30 protein-coding genes, 2 tRNA genes and 3 pseudogenes are annotated in these 25,930 nt (G+C 58.4%); 21 read left to right on the forward strand and 14 right to left on the reverse strand.

From position 1 onward, the window contains the following. Nucleotides 1-17 precede the first annotated feature (17 nt). The 4 genes from HCU66_RS02195 to HCU66_RS02210 form a co-directional block, all read right to left on the reverse strand. Nucleotides 18-278 (reverse strand): DUF2164 domain-containing protein, encoded by a 261-nt coding sequence (locus HCU66_RS02195; RefSeq protein WP_205886863.1) that lies wholly within the window; start codon nt 276-278, stop codon nt 18-20. Further along, on the reverse strand, nt 279-917 hold the full coding sequence (hisH, locus tag HCU66_RS02200) for an imidazole glycerol phosphate synthase subunit HisH (protein ID WP_205886865.1): 639 nt from the start codon (nt 915-917) through the stop codon (nt 279-281). It lies immediately after the preceding gene. Continuing rightward, nucleotides 917-1,510 carry an imidazoleglycerol-phosphate dehydratase HisB gene (hisB, locus tag HCU66_RS02205; RefSeq protein WP_007939452.1) on the reverse strand — a complete coding sequence of 198 codons (594 nt, stop codon included), beginning with the start codon at nt 1,508-1,510 and terminating at the stop codon, nt 917-919. Before hisB ends, hisH begins: the two co-directional genes overlap by 1 nt. Before the next feature lie 287 nt (nt 1,511-1,797). Further along, nucleotides 1,798-3,459, reverse strand: coding sequence for an OFA family MFS transporter (locus HCU66_RS02210; RefSeq protein ID WP_205886866.1), 1,662 nt, complete (start codon nt 3,457-3,459; stop codon nt 1,798-1,800). 239 nt (nt 3,460-3,698) lie between these two features. Here HCU66_RS02210 and HCU66_RS02215 point away from each other — a divergent pair, with 239 nt between their 5' ends. The 5 genes from HCU66_RS02215 (at nt 3,699) to HCU66_RS02235 (ending at nt 7,923) form a co-directional block, all read left to right on the forward strand. Beyond that, nucleotides 3,699-4,103 carry an acetyl-CoA sensor PanZ family protein gene (locus tag HCU66_RS02215; protein ID WP_205886868.1) on the forward strand — a complete coding sequence of 135 codons (405 nt, stop codon included), beginning with the start codon at nt 3,699-3,701 and terminating at the stop codon, nt 4,101-4,103. 76 nt (nt 4,104-4,179) lie between these two features. Continuing rightward, entirely contained in the window at nt 4,180-6,411 is a 2,232-nt protein-coding gene (locus tag HCU66_RS02220) for an AsmA family protein (protein WP_205886870.1), read from the forward strand. Beyond that, nucleotides 6,408-7,475 (forward strand): A/G-specific adenine glycosylase, encoded by a 1,068-nt coding sequence (gene mutY / locus HCU66_RS02225; RefSeq protein WP_205886871.1) that lies wholly within the window; start codon nt 6,408-6,410, stop codon nt 7,473-7,475. Before HCU66_RS02220 ends, mutY begins: the two co-directional genes overlap by 4 nt. After that, on the forward strand, nt 7,472-7,744 hold the full coding sequence (locus tag HCU66_RS02230) for an oxidative damage protection protein (RefSeq protein ID WP_205886873.1): 273 nt from the start codon (nt 7,472-7,474) through the stop codon (nt 7,742-7,744). Before mutY ends, HCU66_RS02230 begins: the two co-directional genes overlap by 4 nt. A gap of 103 nt (nt 7,745-7,847) precedes the next feature. Further along, nucleotides 7,848-7,923 (forward strand) — tRNA-Phe (locus tag HCU66_RS02235). 85 nt (nt 7,924-8,008) lie between these two features. Here HCU66_RS02235 and HCU66_RS02240 read toward each other — a convergent pair. Further along, on the reverse strand, nt 8,009-8,458 hold the full coding sequence (locus tag HCU66_RS02240; RefSeq protein WP_205886874.1) for a carboxypeptidase regulatory-like domain-containing protein: 450 nt from the start codon (nt 8,456-8,458) through the stop codon (nt 8,009-8,011). Between the two features lie 196 nt (nt 8,459-8,654). Here HCU66_RS02240 and HCU66_RS27030 point away from each other — a divergent pair. From HCU66_RS27030 to vapC, 6 genes and pseudogenes are all read left to right on the forward strand, one after another. Further along, nucleotides 8,655-8,795 (forward strand): annotated as a pseudogene (locus tag HCU66_RS27030) (PDDEXK nuclease domain-containing protein); the annotation flags it as partial. Between the two features lie 125 nt (nt 8,796-8,920). Then, nucleotides 8,921-9,037, forward strand: a pseudogene (locus HCU66_RS02250) (alpha/beta hydrolase); the annotation flags it as partial. Nucleotides 9,038-9,074: 37 nt separating this feature from the next. Next, entirely contained in the window at nt 9,075-9,491 is a 417-nt protein-coding gene (locus HCU66_RS02255; protein WP_105348826.1) for a hypothetical protein, read from the forward strand. 6 nt (nt 9,492-9,497) lie between these two features. Beyond that, the gene (locus HCU66_RS02260; protein WP_205886875.1) at nt 9,498-9,950 is read left to right on the forward strand and encodes a hypothetical protein; all 453 of its coding nucleotides are present in this window, start codon (nt 9,498-9,500) and stop codon (nt 9,948-9,950) included. Between the two features lie 180 nt (nt 9,951-10,130). Continuing rightward, nucleotides 10,131-10,361: a type II toxin-antitoxin system VapB family antitoxin gene (gene vapB, locus HCU66_RS02265; protein WP_205886876.1), complete on the forward strand. Its 231-nt coding sequence runs from the start codon at nt 10,131-10,133 to the stop codon at nt 10,359-10,361. Next, nucleotides 10,361-10,768: a type II toxin-antitoxin system tRNA(fMet)-specific endonuclease VapC gene (vapC, locus tag HCU66_RS02270; protein ID WP_205886877.1), complete on the forward strand. Its 408-nt coding sequence runs from the start codon at nt 10,361-10,363 to the stop codon at nt 10,766-10,768. The genes vapB and vapC overlap by 1 nt, the downstream gene beginning before the upstream one ends. Nucleotides 10,769-10,846: 78 nt before the next feature. On the opposite strand, the gene gabP is transcribed toward vapC, so the two are convergent. Continuing rightward, a complete protein-coding gene (gabP, locus tag HCU66_RS02275) occupies nt 10,847-12,238 on the reverse strand; it encodes a GABA permease (protein WP_205886878.1) in 1,392 nt (463 codons plus the stop codon). A gap of 564 nt (nt 12,239-12,802) precedes the next feature. Here gabP and HCU66_RS02280 point away from each other — a divergent pair. The 8 genes from HCU66_RS02280 (at nt 12,803) to HCU66_RS02315 (ending at nt 19,588) form a co-directional block, all read left to right on the forward strand. Continuing rightward, nucleotides 12,803-13,576 (forward strand): ABC transporter ATP-binding protein, encoded by a 774-nt coding sequence (locus HCU66_RS02280; RefSeq protein ID WP_019651465.1) that lies wholly within the window; start codon nt 12,803-12,805, stop codon nt 13,574-13,576. A 13-nt stretch (nt 13,577-13,589) separates the two neighbouring features. After that, a complete protein-coding gene (locus HCU66_RS02285) occupies nt 13,590-14,336 on the forward strand; it encodes an ABC transporter substrate-binding protein (RefSeq protein WP_205886880.1) in 747 nt (248 codons plus the stop codon). 78 nt (nt 14,337-14,414) lie between these two features. Then, entirely contained in the window at nt 14,415-15,110 is a 696-nt protein-coding gene (locus HCU66_RS02290; protein WP_205886882.1) for an ABC transporter permease, read from the forward strand. Then, entirely contained in the window at nt 15,107-15,796 is a 690-nt protein-coding gene (locus HCU66_RS02295) for an ABC transporter permease (protein ID WP_205886884.1), read from the forward strand. The genes HCU66_RS02290 and HCU66_RS02295 overlap by 4 nt, the downstream gene beginning before the upstream one ends. After that, the gene (locus HCU66_RS02300; protein ID WP_205886886.1) at nt 15,777-17,006 is read left to right on the forward strand and encodes a methyltransferase; all 1,230 of its coding nucleotides are present in this window, start codon (nt 15,777-15,779) and stop codon (nt 17,004-17,006) included. Before HCU66_RS02295 ends, HCU66_RS02300 begins: the two co-directional genes overlap by 20 nt. Before the next feature lie 343 nt (nt 17,007-17,349). Then, nucleotides 17,350-18,174 (forward strand): FkbM family methyltransferase, encoded by an 825-nt coding sequence (locus tag HCU66_RS02305; RefSeq protein WP_205886888.1) that lies wholly within the window; start codon nt 17,350-17,352, stop codon nt 18,172-18,174. 77 nt (nt 18,175-18,251) lie between these two features. Next, nucleotides 18,252-18,327: transfer RNA gene (locus tag HCU66_RS02310), tRNA-Thr, on the forward strand. 271 nt (nt 18,328-18,598) lie between these two features. Beyond that, complete coding sequence (locus HCU66_RS02315; protein WP_205886890.1) at nt 18,599-19,588, forward strand: Abi family protein; 990 nt, start codon at nt 18,599-18,601, stop codon at nt 19,586-19,588. A gap of 161 nt (nt 19,589-19,749) precedes the next feature. On the opposite strand, the gene HCU66_RS02320 is transcribed toward HCU66_RS02315, so the two are convergent. The 3 genes from HCU66_RS02320 to HCU66_RS02330 all read right to left on the reverse strand — a co-directional run bounded on the left by HCU66_RS02320 (nt 19,750) and on the right by HCU66_RS02330 (nt 21,458). Continuing rightward, nucleotides 19,750-20,499 carry a hydroxypyruvate isomerase family protein gene (locus HCU66_RS02320; RefSeq protein WP_205886891.1) on the reverse strand — a complete coding sequence of 250 codons (750 nt, stop codon included), beginning with the start codon at nt 20,497-20,499 and terminating at the stop codon, nt 19,750-19,752. A 250-nt stretch (nt 20,500-20,749) separates the two neighbouring features. Then, nucleotides 20,750-21,094, reverse strand: coding sequence for a hypothetical protein (locus HCU66_RS02325; protein WP_241015326.1), 345 nt, complete (start codon nt 21,092-21,094; stop codon nt 20,750-20,752). After that, complete coding sequence (locus HCU66_RS02330) at nt 21,060-21,458, reverse strand: carboxymuconolactone decarboxylase family protein (RefSeq protein ID WP_205886893.1); 399 nt, start codon at nt 21,456-21,458, stop codon at nt 21,060-21,062. The genes HCU66_RS02325 and HCU66_RS02330 overlap by 35 nt, the downstream gene beginning before the upstream one ends. 440 nt (nt 21,459-21,898) lie before the next feature. On the opposite strand from HCU66_RS02330, the gene HCU66_RS02335 reads away from it, so the two are divergent. After that, complete coding sequence (locus tag HCU66_RS02335; RefSeq protein ID WP_205886895.1) at nt 21,899-22,222, forward strand: hypothetical protein; 324 nt, start codon at nt 21,899-21,901, stop codon at nt 22,220-22,222. Nucleotides 22,223-22,288: 66 nt separating this feature from the next. Here HCU66_RS02335 and HCU66_RS02340 read toward each other — a convergent pair whose 3' ends face one another. The 3 genes and pseudogenes from HCU66_RS02340 to HCU66_RS02345 all read right to left on the reverse strand — a co-directional run bounded on the left by HCU66_RS02340 (nt 22,289) and on the right by HCU66_RS02345 (nt 23,415). Further along, a complete protein-coding gene (locus tag HCU66_RS02340; protein WP_205886897.1) occupies nt 22,289-22,999 on the reverse strand; it encodes an SDR family NAD(P)-dependent oxidoreductase in 711 nt (236 codons plus the stop codon). 77 nt (nt 23,000-23,076) lie between these two features. Further along, nucleotides 23,077-23,197, reverse strand: a pseudogene (locus HCU66_RS27035) (DsbA family protein); the annotation flags it as partial. Next, nucleotides 23,194-23,415, reverse strand: a complete 222-nt coding sequence (locus HCU66_RS02345; RefSeq protein ID WP_205886898.1) for a tautomerase family protein — start codon at nt 23,413-23,415, stop codon at nt 23,194-23,196. The gene HCU66_RS02345 and the pseudogene HCU66_RS27035, both read right to left, overlap by 4 nt. Nucleotides 23,416-23,621: 206 nt before the next feature. Here HCU66_RS02345 and HCU66_RS02350 point away from each other — a divergent pair, with 206 nt between their 5' ends. Then, nucleotides 23,622-24,779 carry an AAA family ATPase gene (locus tag HCU66_RS02350; RefSeq protein ID WP_205886900.1) on the forward strand — a complete coding sequence of 386 codons (1,158 nt, stop codon included), beginning with the start codon at nt 23,622-23,624 and terminating at the stop codon, nt 24,777-24,779. Between the two features lie 57 nt (nt 24,780-24,836). Here the strand turns inward: HCU66_RS02350 and HCU66_RS02355 are convergent, their stop codons facing one another. Further along, on the reverse strand, nt 24,837-25,514 hold the full coding sequence (locus HCU66_RS02355) for an RES family NAD+ phosphorylase (protein WP_205886902.1): 678 nt from the start codon (nt 25,512-25,514) through the stop codon (nt 24,837-24,839). Next, on the reverse strand, nt 25,514-25,924 hold the full coding sequence (locus tag HCU66_RS02360) for an MbcA/ParS/Xre antitoxin family protein (RefSeq protein ID WP_205886903.1): 411 nt from the start codon (nt 25,922-25,924) through the stop codon (nt 25,514-25,516). The genes HCU66_RS02355 and HCU66_RS02360 overlap by 1 nt, the downstream gene beginning before the upstream one ends. Nucleotides 25,925-25,930 lie beyond the last annotated feature (6 nt).

Consider the following 25,930-nt stretch of genomic DNA (forward strand, 5'->3'; position numbering starts at 1 on the left):
TCAGCTTGGCTCGGAAATCAGTTTTTCTCGAGCGCCCACAGGTCGCTTTCGATGCTTTCGAACCTCTCTTTGAGGTGCGTCTGCACATCGAAAATCGCCCTGTTGTAAAAGTGCGGAGCAATTTCGCGGGTAAACAGCTCAAGGATTTCAGCCGCTTCGAACGAACCCAGGTTCAGTTCGAAACGGTCTTCCATGAAGCGTTTGATCTTGTGATTGGCCTCGCTCTCCTGTTCGGGAGTGAGGGTCAGGATCGGCGGCTTGCTCTTCTTGACAGCCATTTACCAGCGACCGTCCCACGCGGCGAAGTTCTGCAGCAATTGCAGGCCATGGGTGTGGCTCTTCTCCGGGTGGAACTGCACGGCGAAACGCGAGCCCTCGGCCAGCGCGGCGGCGAAATCGACGCCGTAGTGACCGCTACCGACCACTTGCCGTGCATTGCCGGCAGCGATGTAGTAGCTGTGCACGAAGTAGAAACGCGCCAGGTCCGGAATGTTGTGCCACAGCGGGTGAGTCACCGTCTGCTTCACTTCGTTCCAGCCCATGTGCGGCACTTTCAGGTGTTCGCCATCCTCATGCAAATCCTTGCCGAAGAACTTCACCTGGCCCGGGAACAGGCCGATGCAATCGACGCCGTCGTTCTCTTCGCTGCACTCGAGTAAGGCTTGCATGCCCACGCAGATGCCGAGAAACGGACGATCCTGGCTGACTTCACGCACCAGCGAGTCGAAGCCCAGGCGACGGATCTCCGCCATGCAATCGCGAATCGCGCCAACACCGGGGAATACCACCCGGTCGGCTTCGCGAATCACATCGGCATCGCTGGTGATCAGGACCTTGCCGGCACCAACGTGCTCGAGGGCCTTGGCCACCGAGTGCAGGTTGCCCATGCCGTAATCGATAACCGCGACCGTCTGCATTACAGAACGCCTTTGGTCGAAGGCATTTGCCCGGCCATGCGGTCATCCAGCTCCACGGCCATGCGCAGTGCGCGGCCGAAAGCCTTGAACACGGTCTCGATCTGGTGGTGGGTGTTGTGCCCGCGCAGATTGTCGATGTGCAGGGTGACGTTGGCGTGGTTGACGAAGCCCTGGAAGAATTCCTGGAACAGGTCAACGTCGAAGCCGCCAACGGTAGCGCGGGTATACGGAACATGCATCTGCAGGCCAGGACGGCCGGAGAAGTCGATCACCACACGCGACAGCGCTTCATCGAGCGGCACGTAGGCGTGGCCGTAGCGACGGATGCCTTTCTTGTCGCCGATGGCTTTGGTGAAGGCTTGACCCAGGGTGATACCGACGTCTTCCACCGTGTGGTGGTCGTCGATATGCAGGTCGCCCTTGCTGACAATATCCAGGTCGATCAGCCCGTGACGGGCGATCTGGTCCAGCATGTGCTCAAGAAAAGGTACACCGATATCAAATCGGGCCTTTCCGGTGCCATCCAGGTTGATCGAGGCTTTGATCTGGGTTTCCAGAGTGTCGCGCTCGACAGACGCCATACGTTCGGCCATCACCAGCTCCGCAAAAAATCATTGGGGCGAAAAAGGCAGCCATTATAGGGTCGCGGGCGCTAAACAGAAACACAGGAGGTGATATCACTGACGGAGTGAACCCAATGCCGCCGGGGATAGACATGTCCATACAAGCAAAAGATCGCAGCCTCTGATCGCTCCCACGCTCTGCGTTGGAGTGCAGCCCTGGACGCTCCGCGTCCGCTCTGTATGTGACGCGGAGCGTCATGGGAGGCATTCCCACGCAGAGCGTGGGAACGATCAGTTACAGGGGTAATGCGTTTTACTTAGTGGAAGAGGACAGCCGTCTTCTGCAGGGTCACCCAAACACCCCACGCCAACGGAATCCCCACCACCAGCCACGCAGCCACCGCCAAAGGCTTGGTGCCTGCATCCGCTTTCCACTCCAGCACAGTGCTGGCGTCAGCCCCCTTGTCATGGCCCAGCGCCTGTTCGGCGGCCAGTTCAGCTTCGGTCATAAAGTACTTGTCGGCCACCGGACGCACCAGCAGGTTGCAAATGAAGCCCAGCACCAACAGGCCCGCGAGGATGTACAAGGTGATGTCGTAAGCCGCGGCGCGTTCAACACCGATGCTCAACTGATATTCACGCAGGTAGTTCACCAACACCGGCCCCAACACACCCGCCGCCGCCCACGCCGTCAGCAGACGACCGTGGATCGCGCCAACCATTTGCGTGCCGAACAGGTCCGCCAGATAAGCCGGCACCGTCGCAAAACCACCGCCGTACATCGACAGGATGATGCAGAACGCCGCCACGAACAGCGCAACGCTGCCCAGGTGACCGAGATTCGGAATCAGCGCGTACAGGGCGAAACCCAGGGCGAAGAACACGAAATAAGTGTTTTTGCGACCCAGGTAGTCCGAGAACGAAGCCCAGAAGAACCGGCCACCAATGTTGAACAGGCTCAGCAAACCGGTGAAACCGGCAGCGATTGCAGCGATCGAGGCCAGTTGCCCGGCATCCAACTGACCAAACGTCTGGTCAGTGCCCAGCAATTTGCCGGCGAACACTTCCTGCAACAGCGGCGAAGCCATGCCGAGGATGCCGATACCCGCCGAAACGTTCAGGCACAGCACCAGCCACACCAGGCGGAATTGCGGAGTCTTCCACGCCACATTCACATGGACGTGACGATGGGTGATCATCGCGTTCGAGGCTTTTTTCACCGCAGCCGTCCAGCCTTCAGGCTTCCAGCCGGTTGGCGGAACACGGTAGGACAGCGCCCCACCGATCATAAACACGAAGTAGATAGCGGCCATCACCAGGAAGCTCTGCCACACGCCCACGCTGGTTGGCGAAGCGAAGTGGCCCATCAGGGCTGCGGCCAGTGGAGCGCCGACCATCGCGCCGCCACCGAAACCCATGATCGCCATGCCGGTCGCCATGCCGCGCTTGTCCGGGAACCACTTGATCAGGGTCGAGACCGGCGAGATGTAACCCAGGCCCAGGCCGATACCGCCAATGACCCCGGAGCCGATCCACATCAGCCAGATCTGGTGGGTATAGACCCCCAGCGCCGAAATCAGCAGACCGCCACACCAGCACAGTGCCGACACGACACCGGCCTTGCGCGGGCCTGCGTGTTCCAGCCAGCCGCCCCAGATCGCTGCCGAGCAGCCAAGGAAGATGAAGAACAGGGTGTAGATCCAGCCGAGCATCGAAATCGGCCAGTCGCATTGAGACGAAAAGACCTGAGCGATGAAGCTCATGTCCGGCGCACAAGCCACGGGCTTGCTGACGCCCAAGGCTTTGGACAACGGCAACCAGAACACCGAAAAGCCATAGGCCATGCCGATGCAAAGGTGGATGGCCAGAGCGGCTGGTGGTACCAGCCAACGGTTAAAACCGGGCCTGGCGATGATGCGCTCTTTGGACAGGAACGCGGGCTGGTCGGCAAAGCCGTCCGCCGTGATGCTCGTAGTCATGGTGTTTCCCCCAATTATTAGTAGAGTTCGCCAGCCACTCCTCACCCCCAGCCTTATACGCACGCAGGCATGACTGTTTTTTAGGTGAAGCGCCATTTTGGTGCGACATCACGCCGCAGAAGGACGGACGAACGGGCAGAGGTTACCATTTGCACGTGACAGAAAAACCAAACTGATATCACCTTTTGCGCAAGACCATATTTCCACGCGCAGGGGGATCAGCTTTCAAGGGAGACACCATGCCGATCATTGTCGAACAGCTGAACCAGGCCACTTATCAGGATCAGCAAGATCTGCAGAAGATCTACCGCGACGCCCCGGACTGGCTGTTTGCACCATTTACAGGGGATGCGGAGTTGATCGAGGGCTGCCTGCGGGACGGTTCGCTGATCGCCGGACGCTTCAACGACCGGTTGCTGGGTGCGGCACGCTTGCAACGGCACCACGACGTCTGGCACTTGTCCCATTTATGCGTACGAAAAATCACCCGTCGTCGTGGCGTTGCTGAGCGCCTGGTGAGCGAAGCGCAGAAAATGGCGTCGCAATCGGGCGCGATATTGCGCCTGCTGGCGCCTGCCGGGCACCTCGAAACCCAGGCGCTGGCAGCTAAGCTGAAGGTGCCGCTGGATGTCCTCCCGACGTGATCGCTGACCGGGCGACCACTTTGGAGCGCTATACTCCCCGGCTAAATTTGAATTCGACTAATACAAGGACTCGCCCATGAAAGCGTTCGGCAAAATCCTGGGTCTGGTACTTCTCGGGCTGTTGCTGATCATTGTGGCGCTGGGCTTTGCCCTGACCCACCTCTTCGATCCCAACGACTACAAAGACGAGATTCGCCAGATTGCCCGCGACAAGGCCCACATCGAGCTGACGCTCAACGGCGATATCGGCTGGAGCCTGTTCCCGTGGCTGGGCCTGGAATTGCACGAAGCCAGTGTGGCGACCCTGGCCAAGCCCGCCGAGCCGTTTGCCGATTTGCAGATGCTCGGCCTGTCGGTCCGCGTGATTCCGCTGCTGCGCCGAGAAGTGCAGATGAGCGATGTGCGCGTCGAAGGCCTCAACCTGCGCCTGAACCGGGACAAGGACGGCCACGGCAACTGGGAAGACATCGGCAAGGTTCCGGCGCCTGCCACTGCAACGACCTCGTCCACGCCCGCCGCTACCGGCGAACCTGCGCCAACAATCACCGACCAGGCAGAAAAACCGGCTCAGCCGATTCGCCTGGACATCGACAGCCTGACCGTCAACAACGCCCGCGTTGAGTACAGCGACGAGAGAACCGGCAAGCAGTTCAGCGCCGAGAGCATCCAGCTGAGTACCGGCCCGGTACATGACTCGACCAACATCCCGGTCAAACTCACCGCGTTCCTGGGCACCAACCAACCGGTTCTGCGGGTGCGGACCGAGCTGGCCGGCGAACTGCGTTTCGAGCGTGCGCTGCAACGCTACAAATTCGAAGACATGAAACTCTCCGGCGAAGTCGCTGGCGATCCGCTGCAAGGCAAGACCATGACCTTCGCCGCCCAAGGCCAACTGCTGCTGGACAAGGCCGCCAACGTTGCCGAATGGACCGGCATCAAGATCTCCGCCAACCAACTGCGCGCCTTGGGTGAGTTGAAGGCCAACGACCTCGACAAGACCCCGCAAATCAGCGGTGGCCTGTCGATTGCGCAGTTCGATCTGGCGAAATTCGTCGACAGCATCGGCCAGAAGCTCCCGGCGATGGCCGAAGGCAGCCTGAGCAAGGTCGAGCTGTCCAGCCAGGTTGCCGGCACGCCGAGCAGCTTGTCGCTCGATAACATCAACCTGAAACTCGATGACAGCACCTTCAGCGGTCGCATCGCGGTTGAAGACTTCGCCAAGCAATCGCTGCGGGCGAACCTCAAGGCCGATACCTTCAATGTCGACCGTTACCTGCCGCCAAAATCCGCCGAAGCCAACAGCGCCAAGCAGGTGCGTCAGGCCGAAGTGGCCAGCACTGAGACCGAGGCCATGGCCGGCGCGGGCAGTTCACCGCTGCCGCCATCCCCGACCAAAGGCCCCTGGAGCACCGAGCGCCTGTTGCCGGTGGAGCGCCTGAGCAAACTCGACGTGGACGCCGACCTGACCTTCGGCCAACTGACCCTCAACAAACTGCCGATCCAGAATGCTGCCCTCAAGGCCACCGGCCAGGGTGGCCTGCTGACCCTGGAGAACCTGCGCGGCGATCTGTTCGAAGGCAACTTCGAAGCCAAGGGCACCCTGGACGTGCGCCAGCCAGTGCCGGCGCTGAACATGCAGACGCACATCAGCAAAGTACCCGTGGAAAAAATCCTCGAAAGCCAGGGCAAGAATCCACCAGTCAAAGGCCTGGTCACGCTCGACAGCGCGCTGACAGGCAGCGGCAATAGCCAGAGCGCACTGATCGACAGCCTCAACGGCAACGCCAGTTTCGTCATCAACAACGGCGTGCTGCTCAATGCCAACCTTGAGCAGCAACTGTGCAAGGGCATCGCGACCCTGAATCGCAAAACCCTCACCGGTGAGCCGCGGGGCAAGGACACACCGTTCGAGGAGCTCAAGGGTAACCTGACGTTTCGCAATGGCGTGGCCAGTAACCCGGACCTGAAAGTGCGCATCCCGGGCATGACCGTCAACGGTAATGGCGACATCGACCTGCGGGTACTGGGTATGGATTACCGCGTCGGGGTCATCGTCGAAGGCGACAAGAGCGACATGCCGGACCCGGCCTGCCAGGTCGGCGAACGCTACGTCGGCATTGAGTGGCCGCTGCGCTGCCGTGGCCCGCTGGAACTGGGTGCCAAGGCTTGCCGCCTCGACAGCGAACGCATGGGCCAAGTCGCCAGCAAACTGGCCGGCGAGCGGATCGGCGAAAAAATCGATGAGAAGCTTGGCGACAAAGTCAGCCCGGAACTGAAAAACGCGCTCAAGGGGCTGTTCAAGCGATGAGAGCCGAGCAGTTTTCAACGGCGGTGCTGGATTGGTACGACCGCCACGGCCGCCACGATTTACCCTGGCAGCAGGGCATCACCCCTTACCGGGTGTGGGTCTCGGAAATCATGTTGCAGCAGACCCAGGTCAGCACTGTGCTGAATTACTTCGACCGGTTCATGGCCTCACTGCCCACCGTCGAAGCCCTGGCTGCCGCGCCGGAAGACGAAGTGCTGCACCTGTGGACCGGCCTCGGCTACTACACTCGCGCGCGCAACCTGCAGAAGACCGCGAAAATTGTGGTCGCCGAATATGGCGGCGAGTTTCCCCGTGATGTGGAAAAGCTCACCGATCTGCCGGGTATCGGCCTGTCCACCGCCGGCGCGATTGCCAGCCTGAGCATGGGCATCCGCGCGCCGATCCTCGATGGCAACGTCAAACGGGTGCTGGCGCGTTTTACCGCGCAAGAGGGTTATCCGGGCGAGCCGAAGGTCGCCAAACAGCTGTGGGCCCACGCTGAGCGCTTCACGCCCCATGATCGGGTCAACGCCTACACCCAGGCGATGATGGATCTGGGCGCCACGCTCTGCACCCGCAGCAAGCCGAGCTGCCTGCTCTGCCCACTGAAAAAGGGCTGCGAAGCACATATGCTCGGCCTGGAAACCCGCTACCCGATCCCCAAGCCACGCAAAGCCGTGCCACAGAAGCGCACGCTGATGCCAATGCTTACCAACGGCGACGGCGCGATTCTGCTTTACCGACGCCCGTCCACGGGCCTGTGGGGCGGTCTCTGGAGCCTGCCGGAACTCGATGACCTCGACGACCTGCAACATCTGGCCGCGCAGCACTCGCTGGAACTGGGCAGCCAGCAGGCACTGCCGAGCCTGGTGCACACCTTCAGCCACTTTCAGTTATCCATCGAACCCTGGCTGGTCCAGGTCCAGGAAGCCGGCCATCACGTGGCCGAGGCCGACTGGCTCTGGTATAACCTCGCCACCCCGCCGCGCCTGGGCCTTGCCGCCCCGGTCAAAACCTTGCTCGAACGCGCGGCCGCCGTATTGAACGCAGGAGAGTTGCAATGACCCGCACCGTGATGTGCCGCAAGTACAAAGAAGAATTGCCAGGCCTGGATCGCCCACCGTACCCGGGCGCCAAGGGTCAGGATATTTTTGAGCACGTATCTCAAAAAGCCTGGGCCGACTGGCAGAAACACCAGACCCTGCTGATCAACGAAAAACGCCTGAACATGATGAACGCCGAAGACCGCAAATACCTTCAGGGCGAGATGGACAAGTTCTTTTCCGGTGAGGAATACGCCAAGGCCGAAGGCTACGTTCCACCTGCTCAATAATTGATCAAAATTCGGGGTCGGCACGTAAGCGACGGTAATAATTAAATATTTTTTGAAAACTTGCTTGACGCCCCCCTGAAAAACCCGTTTAATGCGCCCCGTTGCCCAGATAGCTCAGTCGGTAGAGCAGGGGATTGAAAATCCCCGTGTCGGCGGTTCGATTCCGTCTCTGGGCACCAAATACCGAAAACCCTGAATCGCAAGATTCAGGGTTTTTTTTATGCTCGCGATTTGGTCAGGCATCGCGCAAGTCCTTTCTCTCGGCTAGTTTTCGCTACCCCAGTGGAAGACCAGATTGCGAGCGGCGCCACTTCCTACATCCGCCGTATCACGCCGCTCCTCACCATTGCGTGTCGCGATTACAGTGTACTTGCCAGGTGGCAGCTGTACGTAAACCAACGGGCCGGCTTCGCTCAGCGTCAGCACGGGCTGCCCCGGGCTTTTCTGGATGACCAGATTCACGTCTGGAACATATTTGTTCTCCGTCCCGGTGGAGAAGGTCATGTGCAGGTTGTAGCCCTTGGTTTGCTGAATGGCTTTGGCCTCGTCCTCTCCAATCCCCCCGGACAGGTAGGTAATCCCGTTTTGCTGTTGCTGCTGGACTTGCACGGCTGAGCTGTCGATTGGTTCAAGACTGGCGGCGTCAAGCACGAATGGCAACATCAGTACGCCGACAGCGGCGATGGGCAGCATGAATGAATGGACGTACTTCATGATGGCGACTCCCGGGTTACACAGAACCCACTCGTTACTCCTTTTAGATTTATCGCTGAATACTCAAGTTTTAGATCGATTCGCAATTGAGTTCACTACGAATCGGACTACGCGATAGGCTCCTCAAACATGGGCTGCCGTCGGCGCGGTCCTGCAAACCAAATCCGGCATTTCCTTCCGGTTTACCAGCAGCGCCCGGGCCGCCGTCAAGCAGGAAGCCGTCACCAACATCCAGCAAATGAAAACCAGCCCGCGGGATTTCATCCGGGACCCCGTGCTATTGGAGTTCCTCGGCCCGCCCAATGCGGGCCAGGTCCAGGAAAGCGAACTCGAACAGGAACAGGAACAGGAACAGGAACAGGAACAGGAACAGGATGAGCTTCGCGCAGAACTGGACCGTGAACGAGCCGTGCTTGAGGAGCGGCTACTCAAGCAGAGGCCCCGATAATCCGAGGTGGATTGCATTTCGCCTTTTTTCGCAGCGCATACCAAGCCACACTATGGCCCATTGCATTGCCCTGGCTGCAGACCGGCGAGCTGGCCCCCGATACCCCCGGGCGGCGAGTGCCACGCAGTTGATTGATGCGCCCTCCCAACGAATTATGGAACGACGTCCATGGCCTCCGCCAACAAGCAGAACAAACGCGCCTCCCGCGCCAAAGCCAAGGCCAAGCAGAACCGCACCCAGCGGGCCGCCGCGCCGGTCGAGCTGGACCCGAACGACGATCGAATCGATTTCGAATCGGTGGACCTGACCGAACTGTTCAAGAAAATGATCGACGCCGAAAAGACCAGCCAGCAAGCGATGTGCGCGGCCTTCCTCGAAGACCCGCTGCTGGAGCTGGTGTATGAGCAGGAAGGCGAGGAAGGCGCGATGGACTTCATCCTCGCGGCACTGATCGAATATCGCCAATGGTCCACCGAGACAGACGAAGCCGGCGCCTTGGCATGGATCGAATCCCCGGCCTTCCAGGCCGACTACGTGGCGGCGTCCGACGCCATCGCGGCCCAAACCCAACAGAAAACCAACTGAGCCCCTATGGCATCCCTGAACAAGCAACAGAAACGCGCCAAACGCGCAAAGGCCAAAGCCAAGCAAATCCGCATGGTCGGCAGAAAACCCACCGAACTGAACGATGACCTGGGCGAACCTGGTGAACCGATCCCGGAATACACCCTGGCGATGTTCAGCAAAATGCGTGACGCCGAGGCCACCAGCCGCAGCGACATGCTGCTGACCCTGCTGTCGGACCTCGCCGGGATTATCAGCGACCATCCAGAACTGCTGGACATGGAAAACGCCGACAACGAAGCCATGGCCGCCACGCACCTGGCCGCCGACATGCTGATCGACTACCGCATGTGGGCCGACGGCATGGACCGCGACGCCGCCCAGGCCTGGCTGACCGACCCGCAATTCATTACCGACTTCGGCGATGCGCTGGACAGCTATCGTCAGTCGCTGAACCTGCCGGTCGAAAAGGCCGAGTAAGGCCACCCCGCAAGTAAAAAACGGCCGCTTGTCATCACTGACAACGGCCGTTTTTTTAACCATAAACCTGTTGTAGCTATCACCACCCTTCGTCAGCCGCTACGTATATCCCATTGACATATCCCGCCTGAGTTCTATCCTTCTGACTTCAAGCGTCGGCAAAAAACGCAGGAGGCCACCATGGAACAAACCACCCTTTTTATGAGCAATCGAAGCCAGGCCGTCCGCCTGCCCAAAGCCGTTGCCATGCCCAGCGATGTGAAACGAGTCGATGTTATCGCTATCGGCAGGGCTCGCCTCATCACCCCGGCAGGAGAAGCCTGGGACAGCTGGTTCGATGGTGAAGGCGTGAGCGCAGACTTCATGGCCGACCGTGAACAGCCAACCGATCAGGAGCGTGATCCGTTCTAATGATCAAATACATGCTTGATACCAACATCTGCATCTTCACCATCAAGAACAAGCCACAGGTTGTACGCGAAGCCTTCAATCGTCATCACGGCCAGCTGTGCATCAGCGCCGTCACCTTGATGGAGTTGATCTACGGTGCCGAAAAGTCCGCAGCACCGCAGAGAAACCTCGCCGTCATCGAGGGCTTTGCTGCCCGTCTTGAGATCTTGCCTTTCGACTATGAAGCAGCCGCGCACACCGGAATGATTCGCTCGGAACTGGCTAAGGCAGGGACGCCAATAGGCCCTTATGACCACATGATTGCCGGCCACGCACGCTCACGAGGATTCACCATCGTGACGAACAACCTTAGAGAGTTTGAGCGTGTATCCGGTTTACGGGTTGAAGACTGGGTTCACCCCGACTGAATATCGAGTACCACAGACAAAACAAAAACGGCCGCTTGTCATCACTGACAGCGGCCGTTTTGCGTTACACGGTGCGAATCAATTCAACACCACTGCCCCATGCCGTTGAAGCTTGCGACGACGAGCCACCAACAACCCGGCAGCGACGACCAATGCGCTCAGCAGACCCGTCGCCAGGATTTCCACGCGATGGGCGTCCTGGAACAGCATGATGGTCAGGGCCGCGACAATGAATACGATCACCGCGTAGGTCAGGCCCGGGAACAGCCACATGCTGAAGACGATTTTTTCGCCGCGGGCCATGCGCTGTTTACGCATACGCAGTTGCGAAATCGCGATCACCAGATACACCAGCAGCGCGATGGCGCCGGAGCTGGCCAGCAGGAATTCGAACACGGCGGCCGGGGCCACGTAGTTGGCGAATGTGGCCAGGAACGCCGCGCCTGTGGACAGCATCACCGCCCAGTAAGGCGTGCCGCTGTTGTTGGTGCGTGTCGACATGGCCGGTGCATCACCGCGCTTGCCCAGGGAAAACAGCATGCGCGACGAGGTGTAGAGCGCCGAGTTCAGGCAACTGGTCACAGCGACCAGTACCACGATGTCGACGATCATCTTGGCGTTCGGGATGCCCATGCGCTCAAGCACTGTCTGGTACGAGCCCAGGCTGGCCAGCGTTGGATCGTTCCATGGCACCAGCGCCACAACGATGAAGATCGAGACGAGGTAGAACAAACCGATCCGCCAGATTACCGAGTTGGTGGCCTTGGAAATCTGCTTGCCCGGGTTCTTCGACTCCGCGGCCGCGATGGTCACGATCTCGGTGCCCATGAAGGAAAACATGGTGGTCAGGATGGCACCCAATACCGCGCCCATACCGTTTGGCAGGAAGCCCTGGGTGTCGAACAAGTGCGAAACGCCGCTGACCTGGCTGTTCGGCAGGAAGCCGAAGATCGCCAGAACGCCGACGACAATGAAACCGATGATCGCCACAACCTTGAGCAAGGCGAACCAGAACTCGAACTCACCGTAATTCTTCACGCTGAACAGATTGGTAACCGTCAACAACATCGTGATGATCAGGGCGAAAGCCCAGATGTCCACACCCGGGAACCAGGCATGCAGGATGGTTGCGGCGGCGTTGGCTTCCAGCGGAATCACCAGCACCCAGAACCACCAATACAGCCAGCCGATGGTGAAGCCGGCCCAGTGACCGATCGCGCGATCGGCGTATGTCGAGAAGGAGCCTGTGTCTGGCGATGCAACGGCCATCTCGCCGAGCATGCGCATGACCAGAACCACCAGAGCACCGGCGGCAGCGTAAGCCAACAGCACGGCAGGGCCTGCAGCGGCGATGGCGTGGCCGGAGCCGACGAACAGCCCGGCGCCGATCACCCCGGCGATCGACAGCATGGTCACATGACGCGGTTTGAGCCCCTGTTCGAGGCCATTGGAGCTTTGGGTACTGCTCATTGAAACTACCTTTGCGAGGAAAGCGATTCAGTCCGGCCCGTCTGGTCTTCCTTCTCGTAAAAAGAATCCAACGGGGCGTTGCGAATTCTGCACGCAATAATTGCGCCAAAATGTTTCATGTTCCCGATACACGGGGCCTGCACGCCACTCGAGCAGTCATCGCAAGTCATTGAGATTAATGGCAATTCGCCAGAGCGTTACCCTGCCACCCACTTCAAGAACGAATCAGCGCACCGGAAACACACCCAAAAAATCGAGCGCGCACAATAAAAGTGCAGATCAGGAACGTTTGGCCGGTTAGCGCTTCCAACACCCCGCCAAAGCTGGCAACATCGCGCCTTTTTTTGGAACAGCCGCCCCGCCTCTTTATTCAAGGGCAGGGTTCAAACGGCTGTTCGGTTGATAGCAGCGCGACAGTCTGCTGTGCCGATGCGACAACCTGCCACATGCCATCCGTTTACCGTCCGTAGCGCTGTTGGCTGCCATTCGAACGCTATGCTAGCTTGGCCACCTCGTCAGGAAGGCCACCAACAGCAGGAGCGCAAAACACTATGAGGAACGCACATGGCTGAGGCCACGCCCGCGCTTGAAATCCGCAATTTGCACAAACGCTACGGACAGCTTGAGGTGCTCAAAGGCATCTCGCTGACCGCCCGCGACGGCGACGTGATCTCGATCCTGGGTTCCTCCGGTTCCGGCAAATCCACGTTCCTGCGTTGCATCAACCTGCTGGAAAACCCGCATCAGGGCCAGATTCTGGTGGCCGGCGAAGAACTCAAACTCAAGTCCGCCAAGAACGGCGAACTGGTCGCTGCCGACGGCAAGCAGATCAATCGCCTGCGCAGCGAGATCGGTTTTGTATTTCAAAACTTTAATCTCTGGCCGCACATGAGCGTGCTCGACAACATCATCGAAGCCCCGCGCCGCGTGCTCGGCCAGAGTAAAGCCGAAGCCATCGAAGTCGCCGAAGCCTTGCTGGCCAAGGTCGGCATCGCTGACAAGCGCCACGCCTACCCGGCGCAACTCTCCGGCGGCCAGCAGCAACGTGCAGCCATCGCGCGCACGCTGGCGATGCAGCCGAAGGTGATCCTGTTCGACGAGCCCACCTCCGCCCTTGACCCGGAAATGGTCCAGGAAGTACTTAATGTCATCCGCGCATTGGCCGAAGAAGGCCGCACCATGCTGCTCGTGACCCATGAAATGGGTTTTGCCCGTCAGGTTTCCAGCGAGGTGGTGTTCCTCCACCAAGGCCTGGTAGAGGAGCAAGGATCGCCACAGCAGGTGTTCGAAAACCCGCTTTCGGCGCGCTGCAAACAATTCATGTCCAGCAACCGCTAACGGAGCTACCCGCATGCAGAACTACAAAAAAATCTTCCTGGCCGCGGCCGTCACCCTGGCCTTCAGCGCCGGTGCCGCCGCCGAGACCTTGAAGATGGGCATCGAAGCGGCCTACCCGCCGTTCAACAACAAAGATGCCAGTGGCAATGTCGTCGGCTTCGACAAGGACATCGGCGATGCCTTGTGCGCCAAGATGAAAGTCGAATGCAGCGTGGTCACGTCCGACTGGGACGGCATCATCCCGGCCCTGAACGCCAAGAAGTTCGACTTCCTGATCTCCTCGATGTCGATCACCGACGAGCGCAAGCAAGCGGTGGACTTCACCGAACCCTACTACTCCAACAAATTGCAATTCATCGCGCCGAAAAACGTCGACTTCAAAACTGACAAGGCTTCGTTGCAAGGCAAGGTGATCGGTGCCCAACGCGCGACCCTGGCCGGCACCTGGCTGGAAGACAACATGGACGGCGTAGAAATCAAACTCTACGACACTCAGGAAAACGCCTACCTGGACCTGACTTCGGGTCGTCTGGACGGCATCCTGGCCGACAAGTACGTCAACTATGAGTGGCTGAAAAGCGACGCCGGCCGTGCTTACGAGTTCAAAGGCGACCCGGTGGAAGAAAGCGACAAGATCGGTATTGCGGTGCGCAAGAACGACCCGATCCGCGAGAAGCTGAACACCGCGCTGAAAGAAATCGTCGCTGACGGCACCTACAAGAAGATCAACGACAAGTACTTCCCGTTCAGCATCTATTGATTCTGACCTGCCCGGCCGGCGTCGTTATCTGACGGCGCCAGTCCCTGGTATTGCCTGCCGCGATTTGAAAAGAAATCCATGATTATCGACCTCTACGGATTCGGCCCGGCGCTCGCCGCTGGCGCGCTGATGACTGTGAAACTGGCACTCTCGGCCTTGTGCCTGGGGCTGGTACTCGGTCTGCTCGGTGCCTTGGCCAAGACTTCCCCGTACAAGCCGCTGCAATGGCTTGGCGGCACTTATTCAACGCTGGTTCGCGGTATCCCGGAATTGCTCTGGGTGCTGTTGATCTACTTTGGCACGGTCAACCTGATGCGTGCCCTGGGCGAGTTCTTCGGCAATCCCGAGCTCGAACTCAACGCCTTCGCCGCCGGTGTGATCGCGCTGGGGCTGTGCTTCGGCGCCTACGCCACGGAAGTGTTTCGCGGTGCAATTCTGGCGATCCCCAAAGGTCACCGTGAAGCCGGCGTGGCCCTGGGCCTGTCAAAATTGCGCATCTTCACCAGGCTGATCATGCCGCAGATGTGGCGTATCGCCCTGCCGGGCCTGGGCAATCTGTTCATGATCCTGATGAAAGACACTGCACTGGTATCGGTCATCGGCCTGGAAGAAATCATGCGTCACGCGCAAATCGGCGTGACCGTGTCCAAGCAGCCGTTCACCTTCTACATGGTGGCCGCCTTCATGTACCTGGGCCTGACCATTCTGGCCATGACCGGCATGCACTTTATGGAACGACGCGCCGCTCGCGGCTTCGCGAGGAGCACCCAATGAACTGGGAAGTCATCATCAAGTGGCTGCCGAAATTGGCTCAGGGCGCGACACTGACCCTGGAGCTGGTGGCGATCGCCGTAATCGCCGGGTTGCTGCTGGCGATTCCGCTGGGCATCGCTCGCTCGTCGCGACTCTGGTACGTGCGGGCATTCCCCTACGGCTACATCTTCTTTTTCCGTGGCACGCCGTTGCTGGTTCAGCTGTTTCTGGTCTACTACGGCCTGGCGCAGTTCGACGCGGTGCGTAACAGCTCGATGTGGTCGTACCTGCGTGATCCGTTCTGGTGCGCCACCGCGACCATGACCCTGCACACCGCCGCCTACATCGCCGAAATCCTGCGCGGCGCGATCCAGGCGATTCCGCCGGGTGAGATCGAAGCGGCGCGGGCGCTGGGCATGTCCAAGGCCAAAGCGCTGTTCTACATCATGCTGCCGCGTGCCGCACGCATCGGCCTGCCGGCGTACAGCAACGAAGTGATCCTGATGCTCAAGGCCAGCGCCCTGGCCAGCACCGTGACCCTGCTGGAACTGACCGGCATGGCCCGCACCATCATTGCCCGCACCTACCTGCCGGTGGAGATTTTCTTCGCCGCGGGCATGTTCTATCTGCTGATGGCTTATGTGCTGGTTCGCGGCTTCAAGCTGCTGGAGCGCTGGCTGCGCGTCGATGCCTGCCAAGGACGTTGATGCCTGCGTGCTGACGGGCGAGGCCCTGCTCGTCCGCTTTGCTGCGCTGGATGCTTTTCTGATCGAGCATCAGGCATTGTGGAAGCCCCGCCCGTTTACTCATCTGCAATTGCCTTGGGAAGCGTCCTACCCGGAATTGGCGCTTTGGCTACGCAGGCGGTCGCTGGAAGACGCGGAAAACAGTCATAACCAGCCGTGCTGGCTCGATGCGCCGGAGCCGTTTGCTTCATTGGCGGCGATGTCTCTTGAGCTGGGTGCGGTAGGTGAATTGCCGGCTCGTACACTCGAAGCGGCGGGCCATCGATTGAATGTGGATGTGCCAGGACGCAAATGGCAGCAGATTGAAGCGTTCGCCGGCTGCTTGCAGTTTGCTCATGCACCGACGCATTGGCTGGATTGGTGTTCGGGCAAAGGGCACTTAGGCCGACGCCTGCTGCACACCGGGCAACAACTGACCTGCCTGGAATATGATCCGACACTGGTCGCCAGCGGCCAGGCACTCAGCCTGCGTCATCAATTGCATGCGCTGCATGTCGAGCAGGATGTGCTCGCGCCTGGCGCAGCCTCCTTATTAAATGCCGATCACACACCGGTCGCTCTGCACGCCTGCGGCGATCTGCATGTGCGGCTGATCCAGCTCGCCAGCGCCGCGGGTTGCAAACAGCTGGCCATCGCTCCGTGCTGCTACAACCGGATCAGTCTGAACACCTATCGGCCACTTTCCTGTGTGGCTGAGCGCTCCGACCTACACCTTTCCCTCGATGATCTTGCGCTGCCGATAAGCGAAACCGTCACCGCCGGCGCTCGCGTCCGACGTCAGCGCGATATCTCCATGGCCCGCCGCCTGGGGTTCGACCTGCTGCAACGGCAACTGCGCGGTGTCGACGAATACTTGCCCACCCCTTCCCTGCCCAGCGCCTGGCTGGACAAACCGTTCGCCGATTACTGCCGCGATCTGGCCGCACTCAAAGACTTATCCACAGTCGGTGCGCCAGACTGGGCCGCGCTGGAAGCCGCCGGTTGGCAGCGATTGGCCGAGGTGCGCAACCTGGAGCTGCTGCGAGGCCTTTTCCGACGGCCGCTGGAACTTTGGCTGGTACTCGATCGGGCACTTTTCCTCATTGAGCAGGGTTATGCCGTTCATCTTGGCACCTTCTGTGAAACCCGACTCACACCACGCAATTTCCTGCTCCTGGCAGAACGCCCTTAAAAAGCCACGACCTGTGGATAACTCTGTTGATGGAATTATCGTGGATCCAATATCCACGCTGTTTTACGCCTTAAACTCTGCTGGTCATTTTTTGTTCACAAAAATAAAAAACCCATAAAACAGGCATTTGCGGACAAATGAGAACGAGTCCACAAAAGCGCAATGAACAGGCAGGTTCCGCCAGCCCGTTGTGCATAAGCATTCAATCAAAACGACATAACCGCCGAATTCCGGACATCAAGGGCGGAAAATTGCGCCTTGCAATACCCCTTGCTATACACGCATACGAGGGCGCCGACAGTGCGGCCATGAACAAGAAAAATCTGACCGACAGGATGCGACCGTGACGTTCATTTCTTACGCACAGAATTTCGAAGACATCCGCCTGTGGCGCGCCCTCAAAAACATCGAAAACGGTTTTTATATCGACATCGGGGCCAACGACCCCACCCACGACTCAGTCACCAAAGCCTTCTATGACCACGGCTGGACCGGCATCAACGTCGAACCCATGCCAAATTACTACGACGCCCTCTGCCAACAACGCCCCAACGACATCAACCTGCAATGCGTGGCCGGCGAAAGCGCCGACGACCTGACCTTCTACGGCATCGCCGGCACCGGCCTCTCGACCCTCGACCCGGCCTTGGCCCAACAACATAAAGACGCCGGCCTGGACGTGCGCAGCCAAACCGTCACCTCCCGCACCCTGGCCTCCATCTGCGAACAACACGCCCGAAATCGCCCGATCCACTTCCTGAAAATCGACGTCGAAGGCCACGAAGAAACCGTCCTGCGCGGCATGGACTTCGCCCAATGGCGGCCGTGGATCATCCTCATCGAAACCCCGTGGGAACGCGACCAGACCTGGGAAACCCTCATCACCGGCGCCGGCTACCAGTCCATCCTGTTCGACGGCATCAACACCTACTACCTCGCCGATGAACACCTGGCCCTCAAACCCGCCTTCGACATCCCGCCGTGCAACCTGGACGACTTTCAGTTCTGTCGCGGCCACGCTTTCAGCCACCCCGCCACCGATGCCGAAAACCACCTCGCCGCCGCCCTGCACCGCGCCGAACACGCCGAAGCGCAACTGCGGGCGATGCAAAACAGCCGAGCCTGGCGCGCCCTGCAGAAACTGAGGAAAGTACTGGTTCGCACCTGACCGAAAGCCTGCGCAAAAATAGTCTGAATTCAGGGGTTTACAGAACCAACCCAATCGCTATAATCGTCGCCCAACACGCCGGTATAGCTCAGTTGGTAGAGCAACTGACTTGTAATCAGTAGGTCCCGGGTTCGACTCCTGGTGCCGGCACCATACAAAACAAAGCCCTCGCAGCAATGCGAGGGCTTTGTTGTTTCTGGTATCCGGAAGTCCAACTGCTACCCCCTGTAAGTACCGCATTAACCCTTACCGACAACCTGCACCAAAATCTACCTGCACACCTACCCGTTACAATTTCACTTCGGCATGACGTTGACGACCTTCTCCAGCTACCTATAATGCACCCCAACACACCCGCCAAGCCTAGGTTGACCCAGTCAGCAAGCTCAAATCGTGCGGGTTTTTTTTGCCTGGAGAAAACTACATGAGGCCCTTCGACAAGCCGGCCCTCAGCGTAGAACAGCAATTGGAACTGCTAAAGCAACGAGGCCTGCACGTCGCCAACGACGATCGGGCCATGCGCTTTCTCGAAGTGGTCACGCTGTTTCGTCTGAGTCCCTACATGCGCCCCTTCCAAGAGCCAGACCCTGAACACACCTTCAAACCCGGCAGCACTCTGAAAGCAGTCGTCGACATCTACCGCTTCGATGGTTCGTTGCGACGCATAACCATGGATGCCATCGAACGTGTCGAAGTCGCCGTACGAGCGACTATCAGCAATCACATGTGCCCTAAGTATGGGCCTGACTGGATAGCTGACGCGTCAGTCTTCTCCTCGTCATACCCACATCTCGAGCTGTTGCGTCCGCTGCGAGAGCAATTGAATAAGGAGCGCAATAAACTCAGACGTGATATTGAGCGCATCAAAAATGGCCGACAGGCCGATGGACTCCAGCAACAGCGGATCGAAAACCGCATGCGCGATAACTATTTCCGATACTACGGAGCGACCTATGCCCACCCTGAGCTGCCGCCCGCTTGGGCGGTCCTGGAAGAACTCAGCCTTGGGACGGTATCTACCCTCTTCAATGCCATAGGCAGAAGTGCCGATAAGAAAGCTATCGCAGCCAGATTCAATCTGCCCTTCGATGTATTGGCCTCTTGGCTACACACTCTGACCTTCATTCGAAACTGCTGTGCCCACCACTCACGGCTATGGAACCGAGAGCTCTCGATTCGACCAGCCTTACCCAAAGAATGGGTTATCCCAACTGCACCTGCCGACCGACCTCAGCCCAAGCAGCGGCTATACATCGTATTGACGATGTTGGCTTACCTAACCGACTTGATCAGTCCAGACAGCCAGTGGAAGCTTCGCCTGGCCGAAATCATGGATCAGCAGGAACCGGGTTATTTGAGACTCATGGGATTTCCAAATGACTGGAAACGTCAGCAGCAATGGTGTTTGGAATAAGGAAGCCAGAAACTGCGGGTATCGCCTCGACCAGACCCAACCTAAAAATCCGAAAATAAATCCGTCCCCTTTTCGCGCAAAACAAAGCCCTCGCAGCAATGCGAGGGCTTTGTTGTTTCTGGGGTACGCGAAACCCGAATCACGTTCGCGCGTCGCAAGCGCTAAGCACTTAGCTGCTTAATCCAGTCAAGGCTCGCCACGGTAGAACCGGAAGGACGGTATTCACACCCGATCCATCCTGTGTAGCCGCGCTGCTCCAGCGCCGCGAACAAGGCTACAAAGTCGATGCTCCCCGTTCCCGGTTCGTGACGCCCCGGGCAGTCGGCAATTTGCACATGGACGGTTCTGTCATAAAAACGAGCCAGAACATCTGCTGCATCTCCGGTCAGAAGCTGGGCATGGTAAAGATCGAGAATCAGCCCAACACTCGGGAAGGTCTCCAATACTTGTTGCGCCTTGCTGAAGTCAGACATGTAATAGCCCGGCATCTCCTGCGTACAAATTACTTCGATGAGCGGCCGCAAACCCTGATCCTCGAAGTACTTGACGGCATACTCCAGGTTGCCCCCGAAGATACGCCCTGCGTCATCCTGCATCGTAACGCCAGACATGATGTGGACATCCGAACACCCCAGCGTCTTTGCATAGCTGGCGGCCTGAAGCAACCCGTTGCGAAACTCTTCTTCCTTGCCCTGCAAGGCAGCAATGCCTTTGGTAACGCCAGCCGGTGCGGCGAACTGAATCAACGGCAGACTGTATTGAGCCAGGTGGTCGGCCAGGAGACTCGCGTCGAATTCATAGGGCGACGGGAACTCCACTGCCCGAAAACCAGCGGCCGCGGCGGCTTCGATGCGTTGCAGAAATGGCAATTCATTGAATTGGAAACCGAGATGAGCATTGAACTTGAGCATTGGGTAAACATCCATCCTGGGAAAGAAACGAAATCATCCGTCTGGAGCATTCTTCGCAGCTCCAGCACTGCACTATCGAGAGTGGTCAATACAATACCGTACACACGCCTGGCTGTCGGCTACTTGACGAGTGACACCCGTCAAGCCTGAGTTGACGTAGTCAGCATACTCAATCGTGTGGGTCTTTTTTGCTCAAACCAGGGATACGACTATTTCCATTCGGGAAAATAAAGTTGTCCCTTTTCCACTCTCAGGGGTCGTTGTTCCCTGCTTGGGGCCCTTTACCGAGAAATGGGGCGGTTTCCACTTCCAGCATCAGCAACACCATTTCCGTCAACTCGGCGTCGGACTTCTGTCCGGCATAGAAGTCATGGAGTGCTTTGGCGAAGGGAATGCGCAGGTCCTGGTTTTCTTCGCGGGCGGTATCGCTGTGTTGCATGAGTTCGCTGATGGCTCGCAGCACAGCCGCTTGCCACCGAGCGGTGGTCCTGGGACCATCGCTGGTGACTGTAATCAACTTATCCTTCGTCAGCTGGCGAAGGGCAGGTTCGCGCAACGGCTTAAGCGGCTTTGGGTTGCGAGTGATCTTTGACATACCGGACGATACTCAGCGTTTCCTGCCGGAACTGCTCGTAGTCGATCTGCTGGGCGTTGATAAAGGTACTGCCCATCATGGTCAGCGCGCCCATAAAGCTGGCTTCGGAAATTTCCTCGTCGCTCGCGCCAAACAGCCGCGCGGCTTCGGTATGGAACAGGGCGCAATACTTACAACGGGTCGCCCCGGACACCGCCAGACCTATCAGTTCCTTGTACTTATTAGGAATCTTGGTATCTGCCAGCCAGAAATCCCGGGCCGCGCACCAGAATCCGATCGCTCCGCCTTCCGGCATCTGCTTGATCCACTCCGGTACCTGACCCAGGGTCTGTTCAATTTCCCGATAGGTATCATGAATTGCCATTTGACACCTCCTTGCCTCCATAGAGACATCTGCTCCGGAGGTACAATTAGTTTAGTTCGCTGGCGCCCATGCCAGAGCCCGCAGCAGGACGACTCCAGCAATGAATTCTTAAACATCGTAGAAACAACAGGATGGATTTAGATTTTTTTGACGTACCGCTAAGTACCTGAAGTTATCAACCTTGGCGGGTTGGGCCAGAGACGACACAGGAGTCACTAAACGACAAAGCCCTCGCAGCAATGCGAGGGCTTTGTCGTTTCTGGGGTTTGGTGGGTACTGACGCACTGGCCTGAATGGTAAGCACAAGCAGTCGCTCGACCATCAATGGGCAGATTTCCCTCTGCTACGCTTCACAGGCCACTGCTTTCCTCAGTTGTGATTTCCGGTAAATACGTGGCACCACACGACCGAAAGAACTCAAACGAGTAAGGAATGCTCACATGACTCTCCACAAAATAACCCTGGCTGGTGCATTGTTGTTCACTCTGGCCGGCTGCAACTCCATCGCCAGCAGTACCAACACGTTGACCGACGAGCAGATCAAATCTCAGAGTGCCGGCGCGTTGGGCTATTCACCTTCTGATTTGAGTATTGTCAGCCGCCGTACTGAAGGCACGAATACTTATGTCGCGCTGAAGACCAGCGATAACCAGCAGTTCAACTGCATCATTAACGGCGGCAACTTGTTGACGCTGGGCATGACCAATCCGCCCTCGTGCGCGAAGAAAGGTGAGGCGATCAAGGTAGCGCCGTTCGGAGGTTAATGACTCAAGGATGAGAGCGCTGGTCGTCGTCCCTGCTGTGAACAGCGCCCTACTCCTGAACCTCTCTTAGTGCCCCGCACTCTGCCCGCCATCCACGTGCAGAATTTCCCCGGTGACAAAGTTGGCGCTGTCCAGATAAACCACAGCCTGAGCAATGTCGCTGATCTCCCCCATATGCCCAACCGGATGCAAACTCCCCAGCGCTTCATGGGTTTCTTCGCTGTGCATCGGGGTCTTGATGATGCCTGGGCTGACCGCATTCACCCGAATCCCGCGCTTGGCGTACTCAATGGCCAGGGATTTGGTCGCCGCGTTCAGCCCACCTTTGGTCAACGATGCCAACACCGATGGCACGCCGTCGATGGCGTGGTCCACCAGGCTGGTGGTGATGTTGACGACGTGGCCTTTGCCCTGTTTTTCCATCTCGGTGATCGCGAGTTGGGTGATGTAGAAGAAACCATTGAGGTTCACCGACAGCACTGCGGTGTAGTCTTCGTGGGTGTAGGCGGTGAACGGTTTGGCGACGAAGATCCCGGCATTGTTGACCAGGGTGTCGATACGGCCAAAACGGGCGATCGCTTCACGGATGACTCGCTGAGCGACTGCCGGGTCGCCAATGTCACCCGCCACGATGAGGATGTCCGGATCGGTGGATGGTTGGATCGAGCGCGAAGTAGCGACAACGCGGTAATCGAGATCGCGGAAAGCCTTGACCATGCCTGCGCCGAGACCTTGGGATGCGCCCGTAATAACGATGACTTTTTTCGAATTGCTCATGATGAACCTCTACTCATAAATGATGGTTTGAAAAGTGACCAATCAGGCTTCGGCGGGGGCTTGCGCCATTTGCCTCAGAGTTCCACCGAGACTTCACCCGCCAGGTCTTCGATCGCTTGCTCCAGCGCCGTCGCACCCAAGACGCACCACGGGCACACCACAATCGGAAACGAAATCGATGGCGACGGACGCGGTCATGACTGCCCCTCCGTCTCAGCCAATTGCTTGCGGTACTGGGTGGTGGTGATACCGGCATAGCCCCAGTTATCGGTGTCGACTTCTTCGATCACGATGTGGGTCAGGTCCGGGCGTTTGTTGAGGACGCGTTCCAGGGTTTCAGTGATTTCGGCGATCACCTGAGCTTTCTGCTCTGAGGTAACGCCATCGCGGGTAATGCGTACGCTGACAAAAGGCATGATGAGTCTCCAGTGACCTGCCCTTCGGGATGAGGGGTAGGTGGGTGGAGTTCAATGTAGGAGGTTGGTTTGGGGGGATAAAGGTGGGGGCGGGAACATCATTAGTGACGTGATGTAATGAGTCCGCCCTCAGGTCAGGTCTTAACCTTTATGCTAAATTATGGCTGGCCAATAATTATGGCGTATCCATAAAAAGAGGTAATTGCATGAGCAGCATTTTTCAGCGCCCTGAACTGGCTGAACAGATGGCAAATCAGCTTCTCAATCCGGGTGTTCTCGATGAAGGTCTGCGCTCAGGTCTGTTTCTGTCCGGCCTGCGCAGGACCGGTAAAACGACATTCCTGAGAAATGACCTCATCCCTGCCCTGGAAGAAGCGGGTGCTCTGGTCATTTACGTCGACTTATGGAGCGACACGCTGGCCAATCCTGCCACCCTCGTGCATGACGCTATCCGTCAACGCCTGGAAGAACTCCAAACGCCCGGCTCCAGCCTGCTTGAAATGCTCAAGCGCGTTAGCGGTGCAGACATTGGCGCAGCCGGATTCAAGTTTGGTTTCAAGCTCGACAGCATTGGCAATGCAGGTGGGCCAACGTTGGCACAGGCGCTGACTGAGGTGGTCGATCAAGCGAAAACCGATTTAGTGCTGATCATCGACGAAGTGCAGCACGCCATCTCCTCTGACGATGGCAATCAACTGCTCCTGGCACTCAAGGCTGCACGTGATGCAATCAATCCGCGCCCGAATACACCGGGCTACTTTCTGTTCATCGGAACGGGATCGCACCGAGCGCAAGTCAGCGAATTGACCGCAAAGCGAAACCAGGCGTTTTCCGGCGCAACGTCAGCGGCGTATCCGGTGCTGAAAGGGGATTACGTTGAGTACCTGCTCAATCGCCTCGCAATGACGGTGAAGAAGGAAAAGTTACCGTCTCTTGAGGTTGCCATTGAAGCGTTCAACACCTTGGGGAATCGGCCTGAGGAAATGCTCAAGGCGCTGCGACAACTCATGCAGCAAGAAGGTGATCCCGATCTATTTCTCCCGGTAATTGCCAGTACTTTGCGCTCGGCAGCGGCCAGTATTGAGCTTGAGAAAGTGGAGCAGTTAGGCAGCCTGGCTCAGGCTATTTTCAACAAAATCGCATCCACGGAAGGCGACGCTCGGGGGATTTTCTCCACCGATGCGGCGGCTGAGTATTCGAAGACTGTAGGTCGTGAGGTACGCGTGGAAGAGATTCAACCGGTGGTGATTGCGCTGGTTGCCGAGAACATCATCATGCGGCGTGGGCATGGGATCTATGCGATTACGGATCAGTTTGTTCAGGAGATTTGGTTGGAAGAACGAGCGTTGATTGATGCCAGTTAGAATCTAGCTGGAGAGAATTGTGAGTACGTCGCCGTCGCCGAACATCGCGTTCCCGGCTCACATCTCGCTGACCTCAAACACAAACGAAATCCTGCGACTGCTCGCGCTCCACACATACCGAATATGTTTCCCCTGCTTCGGAATGGACACGGCCGGCGGCCGAAATGCGGCAACACATTCATGCCCAGGCAGACGAACGCTGTTGTAGAGCAACCCCCAGGACAATGTTTCGCGCAGTTGTCGGGCAAAGGCCTGGGCCGGGCCGTAGGCATTGGGATCCGGGTCGTGCAGGTGCGGGTAGTCGGCGCGGATGTCATGCAGAGGTTTGACCACTTGGTTGACGTAGGTGCGCATGGTCAACTCAAGATCCGGCTCGTTGGTCGCGGCGAGGAATCGCTCCTGGTGATAACTCGTCTCGGCGATGGCGGCGGCCTGGCTGCTGGCGGCGTAGTAGACGCCGAAGGTGCCGTCGGTGAAGCGGCTGGTTTTGCCGATGTGGGTGAACGCGGCCATGACCGGCGTGGAGCCGGGGCCGGAGATGCGGTCTTCGGGGCGCACGCGGGCGAGTACGCCGGCTTCTTCCATCAGCCGATCGTTGGTCAAGGCTTCCAGCGCATAGGCAGTGGCCAGGTCTTCGGGGTCGAGGACGTCTTCGAACAACGAGATCGGCGGGAAGCAGCTGTTGACGATCCGGTAGGCCCGCGGCCACTGCGGGTCGGCCAGTTCCGGCGCCATCAACCGCGCACCCCGTCGAGGTAGCGGCGCACGTCAGCGATGTCGACTACACGGCCGGCCAGCATGTAGCTCAATGCCGACTGGCCATTGAACGGCGCGGCGGTGTTGGGGCTGCTGACCCAGGTGTAGGCACGCTCACGGCTGTTGCTGAAGATGATGCTCAACGCTTTGTGAATGCCCATCAGATACGAGATGCGCTCCAGGGTGTCGTGGGGCAGGCGCACGTTGGGCGGCAGGTGTTTGTACTTGTAGAAAGTGGTGTTGCCGACTTTGCCCAAGAGCGTGCGTTGCTGCTCGGCGGTGCAGCCCCAGCGCTCCATGAGGTTGAAAAAAAACTTCAGCGCGACTCGACCGGCTTCGGGGGAGTCGAGTTGTTGCTGTGGGCTGAGGGCCGTAGTTGAGGCAGGCATGGGTCG

This window comes from Pseudomonas frederiksbergensis (assembly GCF_017114915.1).
Taxonomy (GTDB): Bacteria; Pseudomonadota; Gammaproteobacteria; order Pseudomonadales; family Pseudomonadaceae; genus Aquipseudomonas; species Aquipseudomonas frederiksbergensis_I.